Origin of the sequence: Streptomyces lincolnensis, assembly GCF_001685355.1 — a bacterium.
In the GTDB taxonomy this organism is placed as follows: domain Bacteria; phylum Actinomycetota; class Actinomycetes; order Streptomycetales; family Streptomycetaceae; genus Streptomyces; species Streptomyces lincolnensis.
In genome coordinates, this window is record NZ_CP016438.1 from 3,107,522 (window position 1) to 3,126,097 (window position 18,576).

Below are 18,576 nucleotides of genomic sequence, written 5' to 3' on the forward strand. Positions count from 1 at the left end.
CCGGTCATGCCCCGGACTTGATGAGGGCCTCAAGGTCCTTCTGCACGGCGGTCAGCGCCTTCTTGGCGCTGCGCTCCTTGCCGAGCCAGAAGTCGGCCAGGCCGTTGGAGATCGTGTCGATCATCTCCTGCCACTCGGGGATGAACGGCGCCCGGAAGACGAACTCGCTCGACTCGGCGAACACGCCCATGTCGACGTCCGTCTTCATCCACGAGGGCTTGAGGAACGCCGGGCTCTTCTGCACCTCCAGGTTGGCCGGCACGTCCTGGCCGGAGGCGATGATCTGCGCCTGCGCCTCGTTGGAGGTGAGGAAGTCGATCGCCTTGAAGGCGTTGTCGCGCTGCTTGGAGGTGCGGGAGATCGCCAGTCCGCTGCCGAACGCCGACACGGCCTGCTTCTTGCCGCGCCACATCGGCGCGATGTCCCAGCCGAACGACACCTTCGTCAGACCCGACATGACCCAGAAGCCGTTGGCGTGGGTGGCGACCTTCTGGTTGGGGAACGCCTGGTCGCCGCCGATGTCGGGGCCCATGTCGGCGTAGTCCGCCTTGCTCGGCACCACCTTGTGCTTGAAGACGAGGTCGCCCGCCCACTGGAGCGCCTCGACCACGGCGTCGCTGGCGACGGCGGGCCGGCCGTTCGCGTCGATGATGGTGCCGCCGTTCTGGTACGCGAGGCTCCACCACTGCGGGAACCATTCGGCACCGCTGTATCCCCACACCTTGCCGGGGACCGTCAGCTCCTTGAACGCGTCGAGGGCGTCGTCCCAGGTCCAGTCCGCGGTGGGGGCCTTGATGCCCTTCTTGTCGAACATGTCCTTGTTGTAGAACACGGTGACCGCGCCGGAACGGTCCGGGATCGCGTAGAGCTTGTCCTGGTACGTGTACAGGGAGCCGACCGGGCCGAACCGCTGCTCGGGGTCGAGCTTCGCCGCCTTGGCGAGGTCGTCGAGCTCCAGCAGCTGGTTCTTGCTGGAGTACGTGTTGACGCTCTCGGCGACCTGCATGATGTCCGGCCCGTTGCCGCCGGCGATCATCGTCTGGACCTTCTGCGCGTACGAGTCGCTCGGGATCAGCTGGAGCTTGACCTTGAGCTCCGGGTGCTTCTTGACCAGCAGATCGATGCGGGCCTGGTACGCCTTGCGGTCGGGGTCGCCGCCCCACACCGTCATCACCAGCGGCGCGTCACTCGCCCCGCTGCCGGAGCCGCACGCCGTCAGCGTGATGACTCCCGCCGCCACTCCCAGACCCAGAAAACCCCGACGAGAAAACCGCGCGCTGTCAAGCGTCATGGCACTGCCCTTCCTTGAGACATGCACACGCCCTGAGGTCGCCCGGGTGATCAGGCCGGACTTCGAATGGCGGTTAAAATAACCGTCGTTTTAAGACAGCGACAAGACCTTGTTTCCCACAGGTTTCAGTTGTTACCTGGCGTGCGGGCAGTGCAAAACCGGTCATCGTCACGGTCGTTGCAGGTGGGAAGCCCTAGGTCGGCGCGGGCGCCAGGACCGCTTCCGCCGCGGAACCCATCGCCGGGCGCGGCCGCCGCGCAGGGCCGACTCCACGGCGTAGGTCACGGGCGGGACGAGGAACATGGGGAATCGGTCAACGGTGGTGGGGGTGAGCACTGCCGTCGTTACGGCGCCGACCGGGACGCTGAGGCGGGGGAGGCGTTGGTGTGGTGTCTGCGGGCGGTGGGCGGTGGGCGGTGGGGTTCCGGCAGCGCGCCGCCGGGCTCCGGCGGTACGGCGACGGTGGCACCCGGTGCCGTCGCCTGCGGTGCTTCCGTGAAGCGCGGGCGCGGTTCGGGCAGGTCGTCGAAGAGCGCCAGCAGATCCGGGCGCGTGCGGGCCCCGTCGAGAGCGGTGACCCGGTCGCCGTACTCATCGATGAGCAGCCGACCCTCACGGCTGTGCTCGGTGAGCGCCTCCAGGGTGTGGTCCCGGTCATCGTGGCTGATGCGGAGCTGGGCGTCCCTGGGCGTCCCTGGGCTCGTTCACACCCGCAATCCCATCCGGGGCGGATCCGACGCCGCCCCCGCGATGGTCGTTCACAGTCTGGGCAGCACCTTGTCCACGAAGAGCCGCAGACTCGGCTCCATGTCGGCCAGGTCGACGCCGCCGAAGTCGACGTTCCACAGGAAGGTGTCGACGCCGTAGCTCTCGCGCAGGGCGTGGATCTGCTCCACGACCGACTCCGGCAGGCCGATCACCGCGGTGCCCTGCCGGCGGACGTCGAATCCGCGCAGTTCACGGGCGTCCGTGCGGCCCTTGGCCTCGTATCCGGCGTACTGGCTCGGCCGGGTGTCCTTCCAGGAGGAGGCGGCCTGGGTCCAGACGGAGAGGTACTCGCGGTACAGCGGCTCGGCGATCCGGTGGGCCGCCGCGTCCGTCTCGGCGACGTAGAGCGGGGCGCTCAGGGCGATGCGGTGGTGCGCGTCCTCGCCGTGGTGCTCCCGGAACGTGTCGGTGTAGAGCATCACGCCTTTCCGGTATCCCGAAGCGGTATCGCGAGGTCACGTGATGCCCCGCCCGGGGGTCCGCGGTCCAGGGTGATCCCGCATCCGCCCGGACCACTGGAGGACCTGATGACCAACGACGACCAACTGAGCAGACGTGGGGCGGTGGCCCTGTTCGCCGGTACGGCGGCATCGGCGGCACTGGCCCCACCGGCGGCCGCCGGCGCGGGTGCGGGGTGGCGGGGACGGCCGCGGGCGGCGGGGTGGCGGGAGCGGCCGTGACGCCGCTGTCTCCGGCCTCGGTCGGCCGCAGCTCCGCCTTCGACGTCGTACTGGCCCCGGCCCCCGGGGGACGCGTCCGGACGCTGGCAACTGCGCGTGGACACCAGCCACCCCCTCCTCTTCGACCGCCCCGACGACCACGTCCCGGGCATGGTCCTCCTGGAGGCGGCCCGCCAGGCGGCCGCGGCGGTCACACCCGGCGACGGCACCCCGTACCCCCTCTCCATGGAGAACACCTTCGACCGGTACGTCGAGTTCGACACCCCGTGCTGGATCGAGGCGACGCCGGTGACCGACGGCGTACGGGTCGTCGGCCACCAGGACGGCGAGCAGGTCTTCAGCTCCCTGGTACGCATGGACGGGCCCGCCGCCCGGCGCCCCTGAACCCGGCCCGTCCGTAGAGTGCAGTGCCGCACAGGTTCGGAACACGCCCTGTGCGGCATCGACTTGGGGGGCCCTGATGGAACGCGCGACCGCACAGGCGGATGTCGTCATCGCCGGCGGCGGGCCGGTCGGCATGCTGCTCGCGGCGGAACTGGCCCACTACGGCGTCGACACGGTCGTACTGGAGAGCCGAACGACAATCGACACCGAGCCGAAGGCCAACACCCTGCACGCCCGCACCGTGCAATCGCTGGCAAGGCGAGGCTACCTGGAGGAGGCGAGGCGCCGAGGCGCCGCCGACGCCTCGGACGACACCCGCCGGAAAGCCCCCTTCCACTTCGCCGGCATCACCGAGCTGTCGGTCACGTCCCCCGGCACCGAACCCGCGCCGCTGCGGAAGCTGCCCCAGGCCGATCTGGAGGAGCGCTTCGAAACGGTGGCACGGGCGCGCGGCGCCCGGATCCTGCGCGGACACTCCGTCAAGGAGACAGGCCAGACACCGCACGGTGTCCACGTCCTCGCCGAGGGACCCGACGGGGTCCGAACGGTACGGGCGGCATACCTGGTCGGAGCCGACGGCGCCCGCAGCGTGGTCCGCGAGCAGAACGGCTTCTCCGCGGAGACCTGGCCCGCGACCGTCTCGGCCCTGATGGGACAGGCGAGACTGACCGCGCCGGACGCGCCGCCACCGGGCTGGCACCGCACGCCACGCGGCTGGATCGTCAGCAGACCGGAGGCCGACGGCCGCCGCCTCGTCCGCACACTCAACTGCACACAGGCCCACCCCGACCGCCGCGCCCCGGTCACGCCGGAGGAGTTCCGGAGCGAGGTGTCCTGGATAGCCGGACACGAGGTCGAACTGTCCGACATCACCAGCCTCACCCGCTTCAGCGACTTCACCCGCCTCGCCCGGCGCTTCCGCCAGGACCGGATCTTCCTGGCCGGCGACGCGGCCCACGTCCACTTCCCCATCGGCGGCCAGGGCCTCAGCACGGGCCTGCTGGACGCCCTCAACCTCGCCTGGAAACTGGCCCACACCGTCCGCGGCACCGCCGGCAAGGGCCTCCTCGACACCTACGACTACGAACGCCGCCCCATCGCCCTCCGCCTGATCGAGAACACCCACGCCCAGCTCTCCCTGATGCGCCCCGGCCCCGAAGCAGACGCCCTGCGCTCCCTCTTCACCACCATCCTCACCACGACAGACGCCCACACCCTGATCAGCGGCATGATCAGCGCCCAGGACACGGTCTACCCACCCCACTCGCTCCAACCATCGCCCTGGGAGGGCCACTTCCTGACCAACCGCCCGTTCACCGTCGGCTCCTCCCCCACGGACCTCATCGACCTGCTGCACGAGGGCCGCCCCCTGCTGCTGCTCCGCCCCGACGCAGCCTCCCACCTGACCGCCGTCTCCACCCCCTGGTCCCACGTCATCCACACCCTCCGCCTATCCCCCGACACGGACCTCCCCTGCGACGCCCTGCTGATCCGCCCCGACGGCTACATCGGCTGGGGCTCGGACGGGGGCGATCCGGCGGAGGCTCTGAGCATGTGGTTCGGGGATCCTCGGTAGAACGGCGGACGGGTCGGGGTGTACGCCGGGGACAGCTGCGCGGTGCGAGAAGGGAGAGCGGGACCCGGCGTCGAGCGGCTGCGAGATCTCAGCCGGGTGATCATGACATCGGCCTATACGTACCAGGGTTTGCCACTTGCTATGTCATGGGCATTCTGTATGGGTCTGATCACCTGCGTGGGTGCAGCCTTGGGGGGCGGATGTCACGAGGGGACGTCTGGACGGGAAAGGGCACCACTGGATCGGTCGCGGACCTCGTCGCGCAGTTCGGGCAGGAGGTCAGGGCCAAGCGGCAAGGCCCCGCCGGGGCAGACAGCAGCAAGGAGGAGAGCCTCACCGCACCGGTGGAACACCTACTGCGCGGCATGGCCTTGCGACAACGCCTCAAACTCATCGCCCACGGTCAGACCCGCGTGAAGAAACTCAGGATTCGGCCTGACTTCGCCATCAGCTGCGGCGGGAGGACCATTGGGCACGTCGAACTAAAGCAGCCGGGCAGGGGGGGTCGACCCAGAGAAGTGGTCTGCGAAGAGCCACGATCGAAAGCAGTGGGAGAAGATCAAGGCCCTCCACAACGTGCTGTACACCGACGGATACAAGTGGGCGGTCTACCGATTCGGCGAGCAAGTCGGCCCTACCGGGCACCTCGTTGGAGATCTCGAAACCGGTAGTCGGCAACTCGTCGTCGAGGACAACGGATTCGAGCGCGCCCTCACGCACTTCTTCATGCCGACGCCCCTCACCCACGGCAGCATCGACGAACTGGTCAAGCGCATCGCGGGAATCTGCGCCCTGCTGCGCGATGAGGTCACCGAACGTCTCACCCGCGAGGAAAGCGGAGAGGCCGATGCAGCGTTCTCGATCCTGGCCGGGAACTGGAAGGATCTGCTCTTTCCAGATGCTCGTCCAGAGGAGTTCGCGGACCATTACAGCCAGACCCTGACCTTTGCCATCCTGCTGGCCCGCCTCGATCGTATCGATCTGGGCAAGCTCTCCCTCCCTGATGTCGCGATCCGACTAGGTAAACGGCACTCTCTGATGGGCAAGGCGCTGGCGGTGCTGACGGACCATCCTCCCTGTCCCGGCCTACGCAACAAAGGAACCGAAGTCACCCCGGAAATCCCGACGCACCCCTGGGCCCGGTCAGGAGGCCCTCGACTTCCCGGACTGACAGGCGCCCGGCCTGAGTGCCTGATGCTCGTACCGTCAACACAATCGCGATCGGTCGACAGCCAGTCGACCGTGCTGTGGCCGAAAACCGCGATCCTGGCGAGGTCATACGAGGTGAACCTGTGGGGGCTACTCAGAGATTTCGACAGTTTGTCAGGAAACAATCCGACGACCTTGGCGAACGCCGCCTGGCTGATCCAGGTCGCCGCCATGAGCTCGATCGATTACGGCCTTACCCATGAGTTAACGGCATGGCTGGACGCCCCTCCCCTCACGGTGCCGTCACCCATGCCACACGACGCTGCAGATGTAGACACACTCGTGCCGGGGCACAGCGAGAAACTGGATGAAGCCACGCCCGCCGAAGATCGGGAAGTTCCTCAGGCCGCCGGGTTTGTCCTCGGGTCTGCTCCCTGCCGTCTCGGCGTCACGGCCCAGCGCGGCAAGTTCGGTGGCGATACGCTCCACCTCTGCGACAACGCCGATGGGAAGCCCGGCGGTCAGGTACTCCTCGCCCGGGTTGTAGTCCCACTTCCAGTCGGTCACAGTCCGGCCTCGGCCTCCGCCTCCGCGTGGATCTTCCTTATCTCGGCGATGGCACCTGCTGGATCCTCCACCCCGCCGCTCACCACGTCCTCCAGGTGCCGCAGGCGAGCGGCTCGTGAGGGGTAACGCTGGATCGCGACGAACACGCCCCACGTATGGACGAAGGTCCGCAGCGGCGCAAGGGACTGGGCCCGCTGCGCACTGGTGGTCGCGTCGACGAGATCACGGACGAACGCCGGCATACGGCTCGGCGTGAGCTCCTCAACGGCGGCACGCAAGGCGTCGGGGGTCAGGGCGGGCATGGGAATGAGCGGCTCACCGGGCTGCGGCTGCGCGTGCAGTGCGGTCACGGTCGTGCTCCCGGTTCGAGGGTGGGTATGGCTTCGTTCTAGACGGTACCCGCACCGCGTCGGATCGACGGCCGGATCAACTCACGGGCGCGATCCGAGCACGCCTGGTCGCCTGTCGGCCGGTGGGATCCGTGCTGGGCTGGGAATGAGCACTGGTGGGGCCGCCGCGCACGCCGGGTGCGATCTTGCCTCCGTGAGGCCTTGGCACCTCCGCCAACAAGATCGCACCCGACACCGGCACCACGGGCCGGACGACGCCTTACAGCGTCAGGTTCTGTCGGCTGTCATGATTCCGACGCATTCTCCGAGCGCCGCATGCAACGACGGTACGAAGGCGGCGAGTTCGGCATCCGACGCCTCGCCTACCTCAAGTACGGCACCGACGACCGCCACCAGGACGGCAGCGGCCTTGAGGGCGTGCACGTCGGCCAGCCCCTCAAGGAAACCGCCAGGCTCCGCGACCACGAAGGCCTCCTTGCCAGTGGCCGGATCGACACCGATGCTGCGGAAACACCCCGCACTCATGCAACCTCCGCCGGGGTGTAGTCCTGCCCCAGGGTCGCGAGGACGGCTGCTTGACGCCGGTCCCGCTGGAGGCGCCTGCGATCTTGTTCGTCACGCTCGCGTTCCCATGCGGTGAGGTAGGGCCGGACGAGAGGGAGGCCATCGGCGGAGATGACATCTACGGAATGCAGGCGCATCCGGCGCTCGGGAGAGGGCTGGCACGCCAACAGGGATGGAAAGTCTGTAGGGGTACAGGCGGCGCGACGCGCTCCGCCAGGAGGCAGGAAGAGGCTCAGGATCGCGGCCAGTAGGCTGCGCATAGGTCGACTCCTACTCAGTCGGCTCAGGCCCCGGTGAGGAAGTAGCCGCTTCCCATCGGGGCCGCTCTGCGTCTGAGGCAAACATACCGTGGATAACCACAGATAACCACGGATGCGCAGAATGCCATGGTCACCCACGCTGAACCCATGGAACTAGATCGCACGCGTCCGCTGTGGCGGCAGATTGCGGCGGAGATCATCGGGCGCATCAAGGACGGCACGTATCCGCCGGGCAGCCGCGTGCCCTCCACTCTCGAAATCGCCCAGGAGTTCAGCGTGGTGAACGCGACAGCAGCGAAGGCCATGCGGTTTGTACGGGAAGAGGGCTGGACGCGCGGCGAGGTCGGACTGGGGACCTTTGTAGTCGACCCCCTCCCGCCCTCCCCAGAAACCCCCCAACCCTCCGCGTAGCCGAAGCACACTCAGTTGCCCGAAGCGCCCTCGGCCGACCACTCGTTCGCGAAGTACTCCATCTGCTTGATGACCAGGTCGCTTCATCGCTTCGGAGTACCTGGCCCAGCTCAAGGCGGAGAGTGAGTTCGCCGATGTGCCGGCCGAGGAGATGACACCGGCCCAGTACCAGGAACTCGCCGCGCGTTACAACGGCGGGCCGTACTGGGAGACCGACGACGCTCAGGCCTACGGGCGTGGGTTTGCGAACAATCTGGACGAGGCAAGGAACGCACTGCGCTGATGGCCAGCCCTTCCCACGTGGACGACGACCGCGGCTGCCTCCGTGTGGTCCTCGCTGTACCCCTCACCCTGCTCACCCTCATTGCCGCGTACTTCTGCTGGACGGCACTGACCATCACGCCGTCCGGCACCTGGGACGACGACGCGTACGCCGGAATCGTTCTGTCGTGCGTCGTCACCATCGTGGCCGCCGGGACCGCGGCGGCGCTGTGGCTTGTGCCTTCGGTGCGGAGGGCCATGCCGTGGTGGTGGATACTTCCAGCTCTGCTGTTGGGCATGGTCGCAGGAGCGCGATGGGCCGTGGGCGGCTAGGCCCACCGCCACCGTCGCACTCGGTTCGCTGCACATGCGCGAACCTCCGCAGCAAACCGCGAGACTGCCAGCAGGCCACAACTGACGTGTCGGGTCGCCATTGTGGAAGGTAGCCCATGACGGCGTCAGACTCGGCGGCAGCGACTTCGGAGCTCGGAGATGACGACTTTCTCGCTCGCGTTGACGGCACCGTCCACTGTGGCCACCCGGTCGGCCACAGGGAGCCAAACCAAAGGCCCTCCTCAAGGCAAAACCGCGAGTGCGGCAGACGAGTCGGGCTGTACGCCGGGTTCTGTCACCCAACCACCTCGCGGCGGCCAGGGAGACGGCCATCCATCTAGGGCCGGCGTTGCCGCCGGCCTCGTGCGGTCTACCCGCGGACTCGGGCGGGCAGCCCTCGATCGTCCGCGCAGAGCCGCGCCTGTTACAGCACGGCTCCTTTTGACCTTGCTCCGGGTGGGGTTTACCTAGCTGCTCAGGTCGCCCTGGGCACTGGTGGTCTCTTACACCGCCGTTTCACCCTTACCCGGTGCCGAAGCGCCGGGCGGTTTGTTTTCTGTGGCACTGTCCCGCGGGTCACCCCGGGTGGCCGTTAGCCATCACCCTGCCCTGTGGAGCCCGGACGTTCCTCGGGGAGTCCCTAGGGGGATTCCACGCGGCCGTCCGCCCGGCTCGTCTGCCGTGTGGACCATGTTACCGGGCGATCGGGGCAGGCCGGTTCCGCGGTCACCTGGGCCGGGCCGGCCGTGGCCAGGACCGAGCCCGCCAGGATGAGAGTGAAGGCCAGGCTGATGCCCAGCGTCAGCGATTCGTCCAGGAAGATCGCGCCCGCCGCCACCGCGACCGCCGGGTTGACGTACGTGAAGACCGTCGCCCGGGTGGGGCCGACCTCCTTGATCAGTTCCAGGAACGCCACGAAGGCGAGTGCGGTGCACACGACACCCAGGCCGGCCAGTGCCGCCAGCACCTGGCCGGACGGCATCGAGGACGGCCAGGTCAGCGCCGCCGCAGGGGCGTACACCAGTGCCGCCAACGCCAGGCAGGGGACCGTGAGGTGGAGGGACGGGACGTCCTTCAGCCACCTCGCGGCGATCAAGGGCGCCGTCGCGTAGCCCAGGACCGTCACCAGCACCTCCGCCAGCGACTTCGCGTCCCCGCCCGTCAGGTGCGGCACGGTCAGGACCGCCACTCCGGCCAGGCCCAGGCCCAGTCCCGTCAGCCGCCTCACGCCCAGCCTCTCCGTGTCGCCGAAGAAGCGGGCCAGCGCCACTCCCACGATCGGTACGCCCGCGATGAGCAGGCCCGCCGTGGAGCTGGAGAGGTGGCGTTCGGCGTCCGTCAGCGTGTACCAGGGGCCGATGATCTCTATGCACGCGAAGGCCAGCATGGGCTTCCAGTACGTGCGGATCGCCTGCGGCAGGCCTGGCTGGCGCAGCGCGAAGGGGAGCAAAAGCGCCGCGCCCAGGACGCAGCGGGTGAACACCACGAAGGACGGGGACAGCGGGGCGTCCACCGCCACCTTGATCATCAGGTAGGGGATGCCCCAGACCACTGCCATCAGGGAGAACAGGAACCAGCCGCGTGCAGTCATACGGGCAGTTTCAGCGGCCTCACCGGTGACTGTCTTGAACGCTGTTGCGGTACGCCGCCGGGGTCACCCCCATGACGCGGCGGAACCAGCGCGTCAGGTGCGCCTGGTCGGCGAAGCCCACCAGGCCCGCCACCTCGGCCGGGCGGTGGCCCGAGTCCAGCAGGCTGCGGGCCCGCCCGACCCGGTACTGGGCCAGCCAGGCGTACGGCGGCACCCCCATCGTCGTACGGAAGACACGGAGGAGTTGGTAGCGGGAGAGGCCGAGGTCGGTGGCCAGGTCGGCGAGGGACGGGGGGTCCAGCAGCTCGTCGGCCAGGCGGTCGCGTACCGCTCGGGCGATTCCGTCGGCGCCGGGGATCACGGAGTTCGCCGCGCGGGACGTGGAGTGGCGGCAGGACAGGGCCGCCAACAACCAAGGCAGGCGGGACTCCGTCTCCAACGGGTCGGGGCAGGCGCTGAGTCGGGAGTGGGCGGAGAGGAGGGACGCGGCCAGTTCCGGGTCGTCGAGGAGTGGCTCGCGGAAGTGCGGGAGGGTGAAGTCGGCGGTTCCCTCGGTGAGGAGGGTGGGCATCGCGTACAGGGCTCGGTAGGCGTAGCCGTCGGTGGAGGTGCCCGGGCCGCCCGTGTGCATCTCGCCGGGGGCCAGGACGACTATCGAACCGGGGCCCGTGCGGATGTGGCCGCCCCGGTAGGCGATGACCTCCGAGCCGCCGACACACACCCCGATCGTGAACTCCTCGTGGGCGTGCGGGGCGTAGACGTGCTTGTCGAAGCGGGCCGTGAGGAGGTCGAGCGGGGGGCCGCAGCGGCCGAGCCGCGCTCTGGTCCACAGTGCCTGTTCCATGCGCCCACGCCCCCCGTGCCCGTACCTGTCCGGCGTCCCCAGGGTGCAACGCCGGGCCGCTCAGAGAAAGTCCGCGACCCAAGGTGTCCAAGCCCTCCACGGCCGCCACGGCACGACTCCCCACGGAACGCCCCGCCCCGTCCCTTGACCCTGCCGCAACGTCAACCTCTCTACTGGTCCCATGCGGATCGGAGAACTCGCCGGCGTCGTCGGTGTCACCACGCGGACGGTGCGGCATTACCACCATCTGGGGCTGTTGCCGGAGCCGGAGCGGCTGGGGAACGGCTATCGGGACTACACGCTCAGGCATGCCGTGGTGCTGGCGCGGATCCGGCGGCTGACGGAGTTGGGGCTGGGGCTCGCCGAGGTGCGGGACGTGCTGGCCGAGGACGCCGGGAAGGACCTGGTCGAGGTGCTGACCGAGCTGGACGAGGATCTGGCCCGGCAGGAGGACGCCATTCGTCGGCGGCGGGAGCGGTTGCGCGCGCTGCTCGACAGCGAGGAGCTGTCCGCCGAGGCCCCCGTCTCGCCCGAGCTCGCGGCGCTGTTCAGCGAGGTGGGGCCCGTGGCCGACTCCCCCATGGCCGTCAAGGACCGCGAGATCCTCGCGATGCTCGACACGACCGCGTCCCCGGAGGCCCGGGAGGAGCTGATCGGCCTGATGGGTGCCACCTTCGCCACGCCCGGTGGGGCGGAGCGGGCCCGGACGGCGTACGCGCTGCTCGACGCCCTCGTCGACGCCGACCCGGACGACCCCCGCGTGGGCGAGGCGGCGCGGGCCCTCGTCGACTGTCTGCCCGGGGAACTGCTGCCCACCGCCGCCGTCGACCCCGACGGCAGTTTCCTGCGCGCCTTCTACGCCGACTTCGCCCCCGCCCAGGCCGAGGCGATCCGCCGCACCCTGCGCATCCTCGCGGAACAGCGACCAGAGGGAGGAGCCCCGTGAAGACGGTACTGATCCTGGCCCGCTACGAGCTGCGGATGCTGGTGAGTCTCGCCCTGTGGGTCACCCGGCGCAGTCACGGAACCGGAACCGGAACCGGCACCGGACGGGCCTTCGGGTACGCCCGGGGGCAGGGCGCCATGATGTTCGGGTTCGCGTTCGTGTGCCTGGTCGAGACGGTGACGATGTCGGTGCTGCTGAAGGATCTGCCGGTCGTGCACGCCGTGGTGTTCGTGCTGGACGTGTACACCATCGTCTTCGTCATCGGGCTGCACGCGTCGAACGTCGTACGGCCCCATGTGCTGGAGCCGGGCGCGCTGCGGATCCGCCGGGCCGTGCACGTGGATCTGCGGATACCACTGGAGCGGATCGCGTCCGTACGGCGGGAACTGCGCGCCACGCACACGCGCAAGGACGGCGAACTCGACCTCGCCATGGGCGCCCAGACCTCCGTCACCCTCGAACTGACTGAGCCGACCGCCCACTTGACGTTCCTGGGACGCCCTCGGCGGATCCAGCTGGTCCGGTTCCACGCGGACGACCCCGACGCCCTGGTCCTCGCCATCAGGCAGGCGCGAAGCGCACGGCCGCTCGCCTCTCCGGTCCCGGATCTGCCCGCGTGAGCCGCACCCGCAGCCGCTCCCCCAGCCGTAGCCCCTCCCCCTCGACCCGGCCGATCACCGCCGGGGACTCCAGCTGCACCACACCGACCGTCGGCCGGCGCTCCTCCAGCTCCACCACGCAGCCGTCGAACACCTCCCCCACCCGGTCCTTGAGCAGCGCCGCCTCGACGAGGTCGACGCACTCGCGTTCCGCGGCGGAGGCGCGGCGTCCGCCCTCCCTCATCTCCGGGGGCAGCGCGTCGAGCGCGGCCGACACCCACTCGGGCAGCGCCGATCCGGCCACCGCCGTGAGGCAGATCTCCGAGGCATACCGGTCGACCAGGCGGCGCAGCGGGGCCGTGCAGTGGGCGTAGGGCGCGGCGACGGCGGCGTGCGTGGTGATGTCCGGCAGGACGCCGTCGCGGAAGACCGTGTAGCCGGCACCCCGCAGGAGGGTCGTGCACTCCTGGAGGAAGGCCGCGTGCCGGGGGACCCTCGGGTCCAACGACCGCACCAGCGCGGCGTACGACACATGGTGCGGCCAGTCGACGCGCAGGGCGTGCGCGGTACGGCGCAGGCGACCGACGGCGCCGTCCGGAGCGGCGGGGAGCGTGCGGAGCACGCCCGTGCCGTACTCGATCATCAGGTCCGCCGCCGCCATCCCGGTCAGCAGGGAGATCTGCGCGTTCCAGCCCTCGGCGGGCAGCGGGGCGCGGTACGTCAGCTCGTACGTCCCGTCCCGCCCGCCTCGCCCGTCCCGCCGGACGATCTCCTGCTCGGGGACGTTCAAAGAGATCCCGCCCCTCTCGACCTCCAGCGCCTCCCGCAGCCGGCCCACCTCAGCGAGCAGCGCGAGGGGTTCCTCGGCGGTCCCTCCGTCGACAAGGCGCTGCACTCCCGCGTAGTCCAGCTTGGCCCGGCTGCGGACGAGGGCCCGGCGGACGTCGGCGGCGACGGTACGGCCGTCGCCGTCGAGGTCGATCGTCCACAGCGCCGCCGGACGCACCCGGCCGGGCAGCAGGCTTGCGGCGCCCTCGCCGATCGCCTCGGGGTGCAGCGGGACCTTCTCGTCCGGGAAGTACAGGGTCATCACGCGCCGGTGGGTCTCCGCGTCCAGTGCCGATCCGGGTACGACGAAGGCGGCGACGTCGGCGATCGCGTACCGCACGCGGTAGCCGCCGTTCCGCCGGGACAGGTGCATCGCCTGGTCGAGGTCGGTGGAGGTGGGCGGGTCGATGGTGAACAGGGGGATGTCGGTGGCGTCGTGCTCCGGCAGTACGGGAGTCCGCGCGGCCTCCGCCACCGCCTCGGGCGGGTAGGTGTCCGGCACACCGAGTTCGGTGCGCAGCGCGGTGAGGGCGGCCCGCAGGGGGGCGTCGGTCACGCGGATGGGACGACGGGGCATGTAGCGAGCGTAGGACCGGGCGCACCGCGGAGCACGCCGTACGCTGTCGCAAAGCTCTACCGCACAGCTCTACCGCACAGCTCTACAGAAGGAGAACCACCCGTGCTCGTCCTGCTGCCGCCCTCCGAAGGCAAGGCGTCCTCCGGCCGTGGCGCCCCGCTGAAACCGGAGTCGCTGTCGCTGCCGGGGCTCGCCGACGCCCGTGCCGCCGTCCTCGACGAGCTGGTCGAGCTGTGCGTAGCGGACGAGGAGAAGGCGTGCGAGGTGCTGGGGCTGAGCGAGGGGCTGCGGGGCGAGGTCGCGAAGAACACGGAGCTGCGGACGGCCGGGGCGCGGCCCGCCGGGGAGATCTACACCGGTGTGCTCTACGACGCTCTCGGTCTGTCCTCCCTGGACGCCGCCGCGAAGAGGCGTGCCGCCCGGTCGCTGCTGGTCTTCTCGGGGTTGTGGGGTGCCGTCCGGGTCACGGACCGGATCCCCTCGTACCGCTGCTCGATGGGGGTGAGGCTGCCGGGGCTCGGCGCGTTGGGCGGTCACTGGCGTACGGCGATGGCGTCGGTGCTTCCCGAGGTGGCGGGCGGCGGGCTGGTGCTGGATCTGCGGTCCTCGGCGTACGCGGCGGCCTGGAAGCCGAAGGGTGAGATCGCCGGGCGGACGGCGGGTGTGCGGGTGCTGCACGCGCCGACGCGGAAGGTGGTCAGCCACTTCAACAAGGCGACGAAGGGGCGGATCGTGCGCGCTCTGCTGTCGGCCGGGGTCGCTCCGAAGGGGCCGGCGGAGCTGGTGGAGGCCCTGCGGGATCTCGGGTACGTCGTGGAGGTGGAGGCGCCCGCCAGGGCGGGGCGGGCGTGGTCGCTGGACGTGCTGGTGGACGAGATCCACTGACCCGTCCGTTGCATACCCACTGCACCCATCCACTGCGTACCCACCGACCCATCCACTGCACACCCACCGACACTCATTGCACAGGATGCAATGACCTTTGCGCAGGGCGCGTGCACTGGGCAGGATGAGGGCCATGGCCTCATCCCTGCTGGACCTCGCCCCCGTCGTGCCCGTGGTCGTCATCGAGGACGCCGCCGACGCCGTACCGCTCGCGCGGGCGCTCGTGGCGGGCGGGCTGCCCGCGATCGAGGTGACGCTGCGGACACCGGCCGCGCTGGACGCGATCCGCGAGATCGCCGACGGGGTGCCGGACGCCGTGGTCGGGGCGGGCACCGTGCTCACGCCCGCGCACGTGGAGGAGTCGGTGGCGGCCGGGGCGCGGTTCCTGGTCAGTCCGGGCTGGACGGACGTCCTGCTGGAGGCGATGCGGGCGTCCGGGGTGCCGTTCCTGCCGGGGGTGTCGACGACCTCGGAGGTCGTGGCGCTGCTGGAGCGCGGGGTGCGGGAGATGAAGTTCTTCCCGGCCCAGGCGGCGGGCGGCACGGCGTACCTGAAGTCGCTCGCGGGGCCGTTGCCGCAGGCGCGGTTCTGTCCGACGGGCGGGATCGGTCCGGGGAACGCGCCCGAGTACCTGGCGCTGCCCAACGTCGGCTGCGTGGGCGGGACCTGGATGCTCCCGCCGGACGCGCTCGCGGCGCGGGACTGGGACCGGGTGGAGGCGCTGGCGCGGGAGGCGGCCGGACTACGGACGCAGGTGTGAGGTGTCGTTGAGGAGCCGGACGCTCGCGTTGCCGTCGGCGTAGTACGCCACCACCGACATCGAGGCCGCCGAGAGTTCCATGCGGAACAGGGACTCGGGCGGGGCGCCGAGGGCGAGTCGTACGAACGTCTTGATCGGGGTGACGTGCGTGACGAGCAGGACCGTGCGGCCCGCGTACGCGGCGACCAGTTTGTCGCGGGTGGCGGCGATCCGGGTGGCGGTCGCCGCGAAGCTCTCGCCGCCGCCGGTGGGTTCGGCCTCCGGGTCGGAGAGCCACTTGGTCAGGTCGTCCGGGTACCGCTCGCGGACCTCACCGAAGGTGAGCCCCTCCCAGGCACCGAAGTCCGTCTCGCGCAGGCCCTCGTCGACGCTCACCTCGATACCGAGCCGGGCGGCGACCGCGGCGGCGGTCTCGCGCGTCCGGGCGAGGGGGGAGGCGACGATGTGCTGGATCGTGCCCCGCCGTGCCAGCGATACGGCGGCCCGCTCGGCCTGCTCCCGTCCGACCCCGGAGAGCGACGGATCCGTCCCCCCGCTCCCCGAGAACCGCTTCTGTGGCGTCAGCGGCGTCTCCCCGTGCCGCAACAGCACGAAGGTCGCCGGCGCCCCCATGTCGGCGGCCCCCGACCACCCGGGGGACGAGACGGTCCGCGCGGCCCGGACGTCGGCGTCGGCCCTGGCGGCTTCGCCCTCCAGGGGCTCCGCCTCTTCGCGGCGGGAAGAAGGGGCCGAGGGCTCGGCAAGCGTGTCCAGCTCCGCCGTGGAAGCCGCCGCCGACCACTGCTCCCCCCGCTTGCCCGCGTCCATGGCCTCGTTGGCCAGCCGGTCCGCGTGCTTGTTCCGCTCCCGGGGGATCCACTCGTAGGTGACCTGGGCGGGCGGGAGGACCGCGGCCGCTTCCAGGGCCAGGGGCTTCATGTCGGGGTGTTTGATCTTCCAGCGGCCGGACATCTGCTCGACGACGAGCTTGGAGTCCATGCGGACGTGGACGCGGGCGGTGGGGTCGAGGGCGTGGGCGGCGCGGAGACCGGCCAGCAGCCCCCGGTACTCGGCCACGTTGTTCGTGGCGATGCCGATGTACTCGGCGGCCTCGGCCAGGGTCTGGCCCGTCGCCGCGTCGAGCACCACGGATCCGTAGCCCGCGGGCCCGGGGTTGCCCCGCGACCCGCCGTCGGCCTCGACGATGAACTCCCGCACCGCAGCAGCCCCTACAGACCGGAGTCGGACGTACGGACCAGGATGCGGCGGCAGTTCTCGCACCGTACGACGGTGTCGGGCGCGGCCGCGCGGATCTCGTTGAAGTCGGTGATGGCGAGCTCCTGGCGGCAGCCCTGGCAGGTGCGCTGGTACAGCTTGGCCGCGCCGACGCCGCCCTGCTGCTCGCGGAGCTTCTCGTAGAGCTTGAGCAGGTCGGCGGGGATGACGCCGGCGATGACCTCGCGCTCCTTGGTGACCGTGGCGACCTCGGCGTCGATCTCCTCGACGGCCGCGTCCCGGCGGGCGGTCGCGTCACCGATCTTCGCCTCGACGGAGCCGACCCGCTCGGTGAGCTCGGCGACGCGCTCCTGGACGGACTCGATGCGCTCCATGACCTCCAGGACGATGTCCTCCAGGTCGCCCTGCCGCTTGGCGAGGGAGGCGATCTCGCGCTGGAGGTTCTCCAGGTCCTTCGGGGAGGTGGCGGCACCGGAGTCCAGGCGCTGCTGGTCGCGGGCGGCACGCTGGCGCACCTGGTCCACGTCCTGCTCGGCCTTGGTCTGCTCGCGGGTGGTGTCGCTCTCCTCGGTCTGCGCGGCCACCAGGAGGTCGCGCAGTTGCGTCAGATCCTTGGTCAGCGACTCGATCTCGGCGTGCTCGGGCAGCGACCTGCGCCGGTGCGCGAGCTGCTGGAGGCGGACGTCGAGGGCCTGGACGTCGAGAAGGCGGATCTGGTCGGCGGGCGCGGCGTTCAGTTGGGGGCTCCCGGTGAGCTAGAGGTGTCGGCGGACGCCGCGTGGGCGGTCCAGGGGTCGGTGACCGTCTTCGAGACGTGGACCCTGAGGCCCCATCCCTTCCGGTCGGAGATCTCGTCGAGCTGGGCTGCGGCCAGCTCGCACCAGGGCCACTCGGTGGCCCAGTGCGCCGCGTCGAGCAGCGCGAGGGGACTGTGGGCCACCGCTTCGGAGGCCGGGTGGTGGCGCAGGTCCGCGGTGAGGAAGGCGTCGACGCCGGCGGCGCGGACCTGGTCGAACAGGCTGTCGCCGGAGCCGCCGCTGACGGCGACGGTGCGGACCGTCGCCTCGGGGTCGCCGGCGACGCGGATGCCCTGCGCGGTGGCGGGCAGGCGCTCGGCGGCCTTGCGGGCGAACTCCCGCAGGGGCAGCGGATGGTCCAGCTCGCACACCCGCCCGAGGCCCCGACGCCCGGCGGGGTCCGTCGGGTCCGGCACGAGCGGGCCCACCACCCGCAGGTCCAGCGCCCCGGCCAGCGCGTCGCTGACCCCGGGGTCGGCGGTGTCGGCGTTGGTGTGGGCGACGTGCAGCGCGATGTCGTTCTTGATGAGGGTGTGCACGACGCGGCCCTTGAAGGTGGAGGCCGCCACCGTCGTCGTACCGCGCAGATAGAGGGGGTGGTGGGTGACGAGCAGGTCGGCGCCCAGCTTCACCGCCTCGTCGACGATCTCCTGGACCGGGTCGACGGCGAACAGGACCCGGCCGACCTCCTGGCCGGGGTCGCCCACGACGGTGCCGACCGCGTCCCAGGACTCGGCCCGTTCGGCGGGCCACAGGTTCTCCAGCGCGGTGATGACTTCAGACAGACGGGGCACGCAGGACAGGCTACCTGCCTGTTCTGCCCCGTTGAACCTGTCCCGGCGGCGGTCGCCCCGCCCAGCACAGTCGCCCCGGCTTCCTCAGGCGAATCGTTCCTGGGCCACCCCTTTGTGTGAAGGGAGAGCCCGCCGGTCCCCCGTCC

The 18,576-nt window shown here is 70.5% G+C and carries 20 protein-coding genes, 1 other RNA gene and 1 pseudogene; 10 read left to right on the forward strand and 12 right to left on the reverse strand.

Annotated elements, in window-relative coordinates; translation table 11 throughout:
• Positions 1-4: 4 nt before the first annotated feature.
• From SLINC_RS13760 to SLINC_RS13765, 3 genes are all read right to left on the reverse strand, one after another.
• The gene (locus tag SLINC_RS13760) at positions 5-1,291 is read right to left on the reverse strand and encodes an ABC transporter substrate-binding protein (RefSeq protein ID WP_067431544.1); all 1,287 of its coding nucleotides are present in this window, start codon (positions 1,289-1,291) and stop codon (positions 5-7) included.
• Positions 1,292-1,635: 344 nt separating this feature from the next.
• Positions 1,636-1,959: a DUF1707 SHOCT-like domain-containing protein gene (locus tag SLINC_RS50405; protein WP_079165105.1), complete on the reverse strand. Its 324-nt coding sequence runs from the start codon at positions 1,957-1,959 to the stop codon at positions 1,636-1,638.
• 90 nt (positions 1,960-2,049) lie between these two features.
• Entirely contained in the window at positions 2,050-2,478 is a 429-nt protein-coding gene (locus SLINC_RS13765; RefSeq protein ID WP_067431547.1) for an LLM class flavin-dependent oxidoreductase, read from the reverse strand.
• A gap of 108 nt (positions 2,479-2,586) precedes the next feature.
• Between SLINC_RS13765 and SLINC_RS47940 the strand changes: the two genes are divergently transcribed.
• The 3 genes from SLINC_RS47940 to SLINC_RS13775 all read left to right on the forward strand — a co-directional run bounded on the left by SLINC_RS47940 (position 2,587) and on the right by SLINC_RS13775 (position 4,699).
• Positions 2,587-2,739, forward strand: coding sequence for a hypothetical protein (locus tag SLINC_RS47940; RefSeq protein WP_159425336.1), 153 nt, complete (start codon positions 2,587-2,589; stop codon positions 2,737-2,739).
• Between the two features lie 96 nt (positions 2,740-2,835).
• Positions 2,836-3,123, forward strand: coding sequence for an AfsA-related hotdog domain-containing protein (locus SLINC_RS47290; RefSeq protein ID WP_067431550.1), 288 nt, complete (start codon positions 2,836-2,838; stop codon positions 3,121-3,123).
• Between the two features lie 76 nt (positions 3,124-3,199).
• The gene (locus tag SLINC_RS13775; protein ID WP_067431553.1) at positions 3,200-4,699 is read left to right on the forward strand and encodes an FAD-dependent monooxygenase; all 1,500 of its coding nucleotides are present in this window, start codon (positions 3,200-3,202) and stop codon (positions 4,697-4,699) included.
• A 1,712-nt stretch (positions 4,700-6,411) separates the two neighbouring features.
• On the opposite strand, the gene SLINC_RS49280 is transcribed toward SLINC_RS13775, so the two are convergent.
• Both SLINC_RS49280 and SLINC_RS13795 read right to left on the reverse strand, forming a co-directional pair.
• Complete coding sequence (locus SLINC_RS49280) at positions 6,412-6,717, reverse strand: DUF6247 family protein (protein WP_220472923.1); 306 nt, start codon at positions 6,715-6,717, stop codon at positions 6,412-6,414.
• A gap of 315 nt (positions 6,718-7,032) precedes the next feature.
• The gene (locus SLINC_RS13795) at positions 7,033-7,290 is read right to left on the reverse strand and encodes a hypothetical protein (RefSeq protein WP_067431562.1); all 258 of its coding nucleotides are present in this window, start codon (positions 7,288-7,290) and stop codon (positions 7,033-7,035) included.
• 446 nt (positions 7,291-7,736) lie between these two features.
• Between SLINC_RS13795 and SLINC_RS13800 the strand changes: the two genes are divergently transcribed.
• From SLINC_RS13800 to SLINC_RS13805, 3 genes are all read left to right on the forward strand, one after another.
• Positions 7,737-8,000 carry a GntR family transcriptional regulator gene (locus tag SLINC_RS13800; RefSeq protein ID WP_225988417.1) on the forward strand — a complete coding sequence of 88 codons (264 nt, stop codon included), beginning with the start codon at positions 7,737-7,739 and terminating at the stop codon, positions 7,998-8,000.
• A gap of 136 nt (positions 8,001-8,136) precedes the next feature.
• Complete coding sequence (locus tag SLINC_RS45860; RefSeq protein WP_225988416.1) at positions 8,137-8,283, forward strand: hypothetical protein; 147 nt, start codon at positions 8,137-8,139, stop codon at positions 8,281-8,283.
• Positions 8,283-8,594 (forward strand): hypothetical protein, encoded by a 312-nt coding sequence (locus tag SLINC_RS13805; RefSeq protein WP_067431568.1) that lies wholly within the window; start codon positions 8,283-8,285, stop codon positions 8,592-8,594. The genes SLINC_RS45860 and SLINC_RS13805 overlap by 1 nt, the downstream gene beginning before the upstream one ends.
• 265 nt (positions 8,595-8,859) lie before the next feature.
• Here SLINC_RS13805 and rnpB read toward each other — a convergent pair.
• The 3 genes and pseudogenes from rnpB to SLINC_RS13825 all read right to left on the reverse strand — a co-directional run bounded on the left by rnpB (position 8,860) and on the right by SLINC_RS13825 (position 11,029).
• An RNA gene (gene rnpB / locus SLINC_RS13810) (RNase P RNA component class A) lies at positions 8,860-9,269 on the reverse strand.
• Between the two features lie 133 nt (positions 9,270-9,402).
• Positions 9,403-10,185, reverse strand: a pseudogene (locus tag SLINC_RS50410) (DMT family transporter); the annotation flags it as partial.
• A gap of 19 nt (positions 10,186-10,204) precedes the next feature.
• Positions 10,205-11,029, reverse strand: coding sequence for an AraC family transcriptional regulator (locus SLINC_RS13825; RefSeq protein ID WP_067431577.1), 825 nt, complete (start codon positions 11,027-11,029; stop codon positions 10,205-10,207).
• A gap of 181 nt (positions 11,030-11,210) precedes the next feature.
• On the opposite strand from SLINC_RS13825, the gene SLINC_RS13830 reads away from it, so the two are divergent.
• Positions 11,211-11,975: a MerR family transcriptional regulator gene (locus SLINC_RS13830; protein ID WP_067431580.1), complete on the forward strand. Its 765-nt coding sequence runs from the start codon at positions 11,211-11,213 to the stop codon at positions 11,973-11,975.
• Positions 11,976-12,010: 35 nt separating this feature from the next.
• A complete protein-coding gene (locus SLINC_RS13835; RefSeq protein WP_067445310.1) occupies positions 12,011-12,595 on the forward strand; it encodes a hypothetical protein in 585 nt (194 codons plus the stop codon).
• Here SLINC_RS13835 and SLINC_RS13840 read toward each other — a convergent pair.
• Complete coding sequence (locus SLINC_RS13840) at positions 12,537-13,979, reverse strand: RNB domain-containing ribonuclease (protein ID WP_067431583.1); 1,443 nt, start codon at positions 13,977-13,979, stop codon at positions 12,537-12,539. The two genes, SLINC_RS13835 and SLINC_RS13840, sit on opposite strands and share 59 nt — an antisense overlap.
• 102 nt (positions 13,980-14,081) lie before the next feature.
• Between SLINC_RS13840 and yaaA the strand changes: the two genes are divergently transcribed.
• Together yaaA and SLINC_RS13850 are read left to right on the forward strand one after the other, a co-directional pair.
• Complete coding sequence (yaaA, locus tag SLINC_RS13845; protein WP_067431586.1) at positions 14,082-14,864, forward strand: peroxide stress protein YaaA; 783 nt, start codon at positions 14,082-14,084, stop codon at positions 14,862-14,864.
• Positions 14,865-14,997: 133 nt separating this feature from the next.
• Complete coding sequence (locus SLINC_RS13850) at positions 14,998-15,624, forward strand: bifunctional 4-hydroxy-2-oxoglutarate aldolase/2-dehydro-3-deoxy-phosphogluconate aldolase (protein WP_067431588.1); 627 nt, start codon at positions 14,998-15,000, stop codon at positions 15,622-15,624.
• Here SLINC_RS13850 and SLINC_RS13855 read toward each other — a convergent pair.
• The 3 genes from SLINC_RS13855 to SLINC_RS13865 are packed head-to-tail and all read right to left on the reverse strand — an operon-like array spanning position 15,607 to position 18,430.
• Positions 15,607-16,821 (reverse strand): bifunctional RNase H/acid phosphatase, encoded by a 1,215-nt coding sequence (locus tag SLINC_RS13855; RefSeq protein ID WP_067431591.1) that lies wholly within the window; start codon positions 16,819-16,821, stop codon positions 15,607-15,609. The two genes, SLINC_RS13850 and SLINC_RS13855, sit on opposite strands and share 18 nt — an antisense overlap.
• A gap of 11 nt (positions 16,822-16,832) precedes the next feature.
• Positions 16,833-17,576, reverse strand: coding sequence for a zinc ribbon domain-containing protein (locus SLINC_RS13860; protein WP_079164523.1), 744 nt, complete (start codon positions 17,574-17,576; stop codon positions 16,833-16,835).
• On the reverse strand, positions 17,573-18,430 hold the full coding sequence (locus SLINC_RS13865) for a Nif3-like dinuclear metal center hexameric protein (RefSeq protein WP_067431598.1): 858 nt from the start codon (positions 18,428-18,430) through the stop codon (positions 17,573-17,575). Before SLINC_RS13865 ends, SLINC_RS13860 begins: the two co-directional genes overlap by 4 nt.
• Positions 18,431-18,576 lie beyond the last annotated feature (146 nt).

Excerpts from the sequence above, each read along its gene's own strand:
- SLINC_RS13760 (WP_067431544.1), bottom strand. The coding sequence starts at position 1,291 with ATGACGCTTGACAGCGCGCGGTTTTCTCGTCGGGGTTTTCTGGGTCTG.
- SLINC_RS13765 (WP_067431547.1), bottom strand. The coding sequence starts at position 2,478 with ATGCTCTACACCGACACGTTCCGGGAGCACCACGGCGAGGACGCGCAC.
- SLINC_RS47940 (WP_159425336.1), top strand. The coding sequence starts at position 2,587 with ATGACCAACGACGACCAACTGAGCAGACGTGGGGCGGTGGCCCTGTTC.
- SLINC_RS13775 (WP_067431553.1), top strand. The coding sequence starts at position 3,200 with ATGGAACGCGCGACCGCACAGGCGGATGTCGTCATCGCCGGCGGCGGG.
- SLINC_RS49280 (WP_220472923.1), bottom strand. The coding sequence starts at position 6,717 with ATGCCCGCCCTGACCCCCGACGCCTTGCGTGCCGCCGTTGAGGAGCTC.
- SLINC_RS13795 (WP_067431562.1), bottom strand. The coding sequence starts at position 7,290 with ATGAGTGCGGGGTGTTTCCGCAGCATCGGTGTCGATCCGGCCACTGGC.
- SLINC_RS13800 (WP_225988417.1), top strand. The coding sequence starts at position 7,737 with ATGGAACTAGATCGCACGCGTCCGCTGTGGCGGCAGATTGCGGCGGAG.
- SLINC_RS13805 (WP_067431568.1), top strand. The coding sequence starts at position 8,283 with ATGGCCAGCCCTTCCCACGTGGACGACGACCGCGGCTGCCTCCGTGTG.
- SLINC_RS13825 (WP_067431577.1), bottom strand. The coding sequence starts at position 11,029 with ATGGAACAGGCACTGTGGACCAGAGCGCGGCTCGGCCGCTGCGGCCCC.
- SLINC_RS13830 (WP_067431580.1), top strand. The coding sequence starts at position 11,211 with ATGCGGATCGGAGAACTCGCCGGCGTCGTCGGTGTCACCACGCGGACG.
- SLINC_RS13835 (WP_067445310.1), top strand. The coding sequence starts at position 12,011 with ATGCTGGTGAGTCTCGCCCTGTGGGTCACCCGGCGCAGTCACGGAACC.
- SLINC_RS13840 (WP_067431583.1), bottom strand. The coding sequence starts at position 13,979 with ATGCCCCGTCGTCCCATCCGCGTGACCGACGCCCCCCTGCGGGCCGCC.
- SLINC_RS13850 (WP_067431588.1), top strand. The coding sequence starts at position 14,998 with ATGGCCTCATCCCTGCTGGACCTCGCCCCCGTCGTGCCCGTGGTCGTC.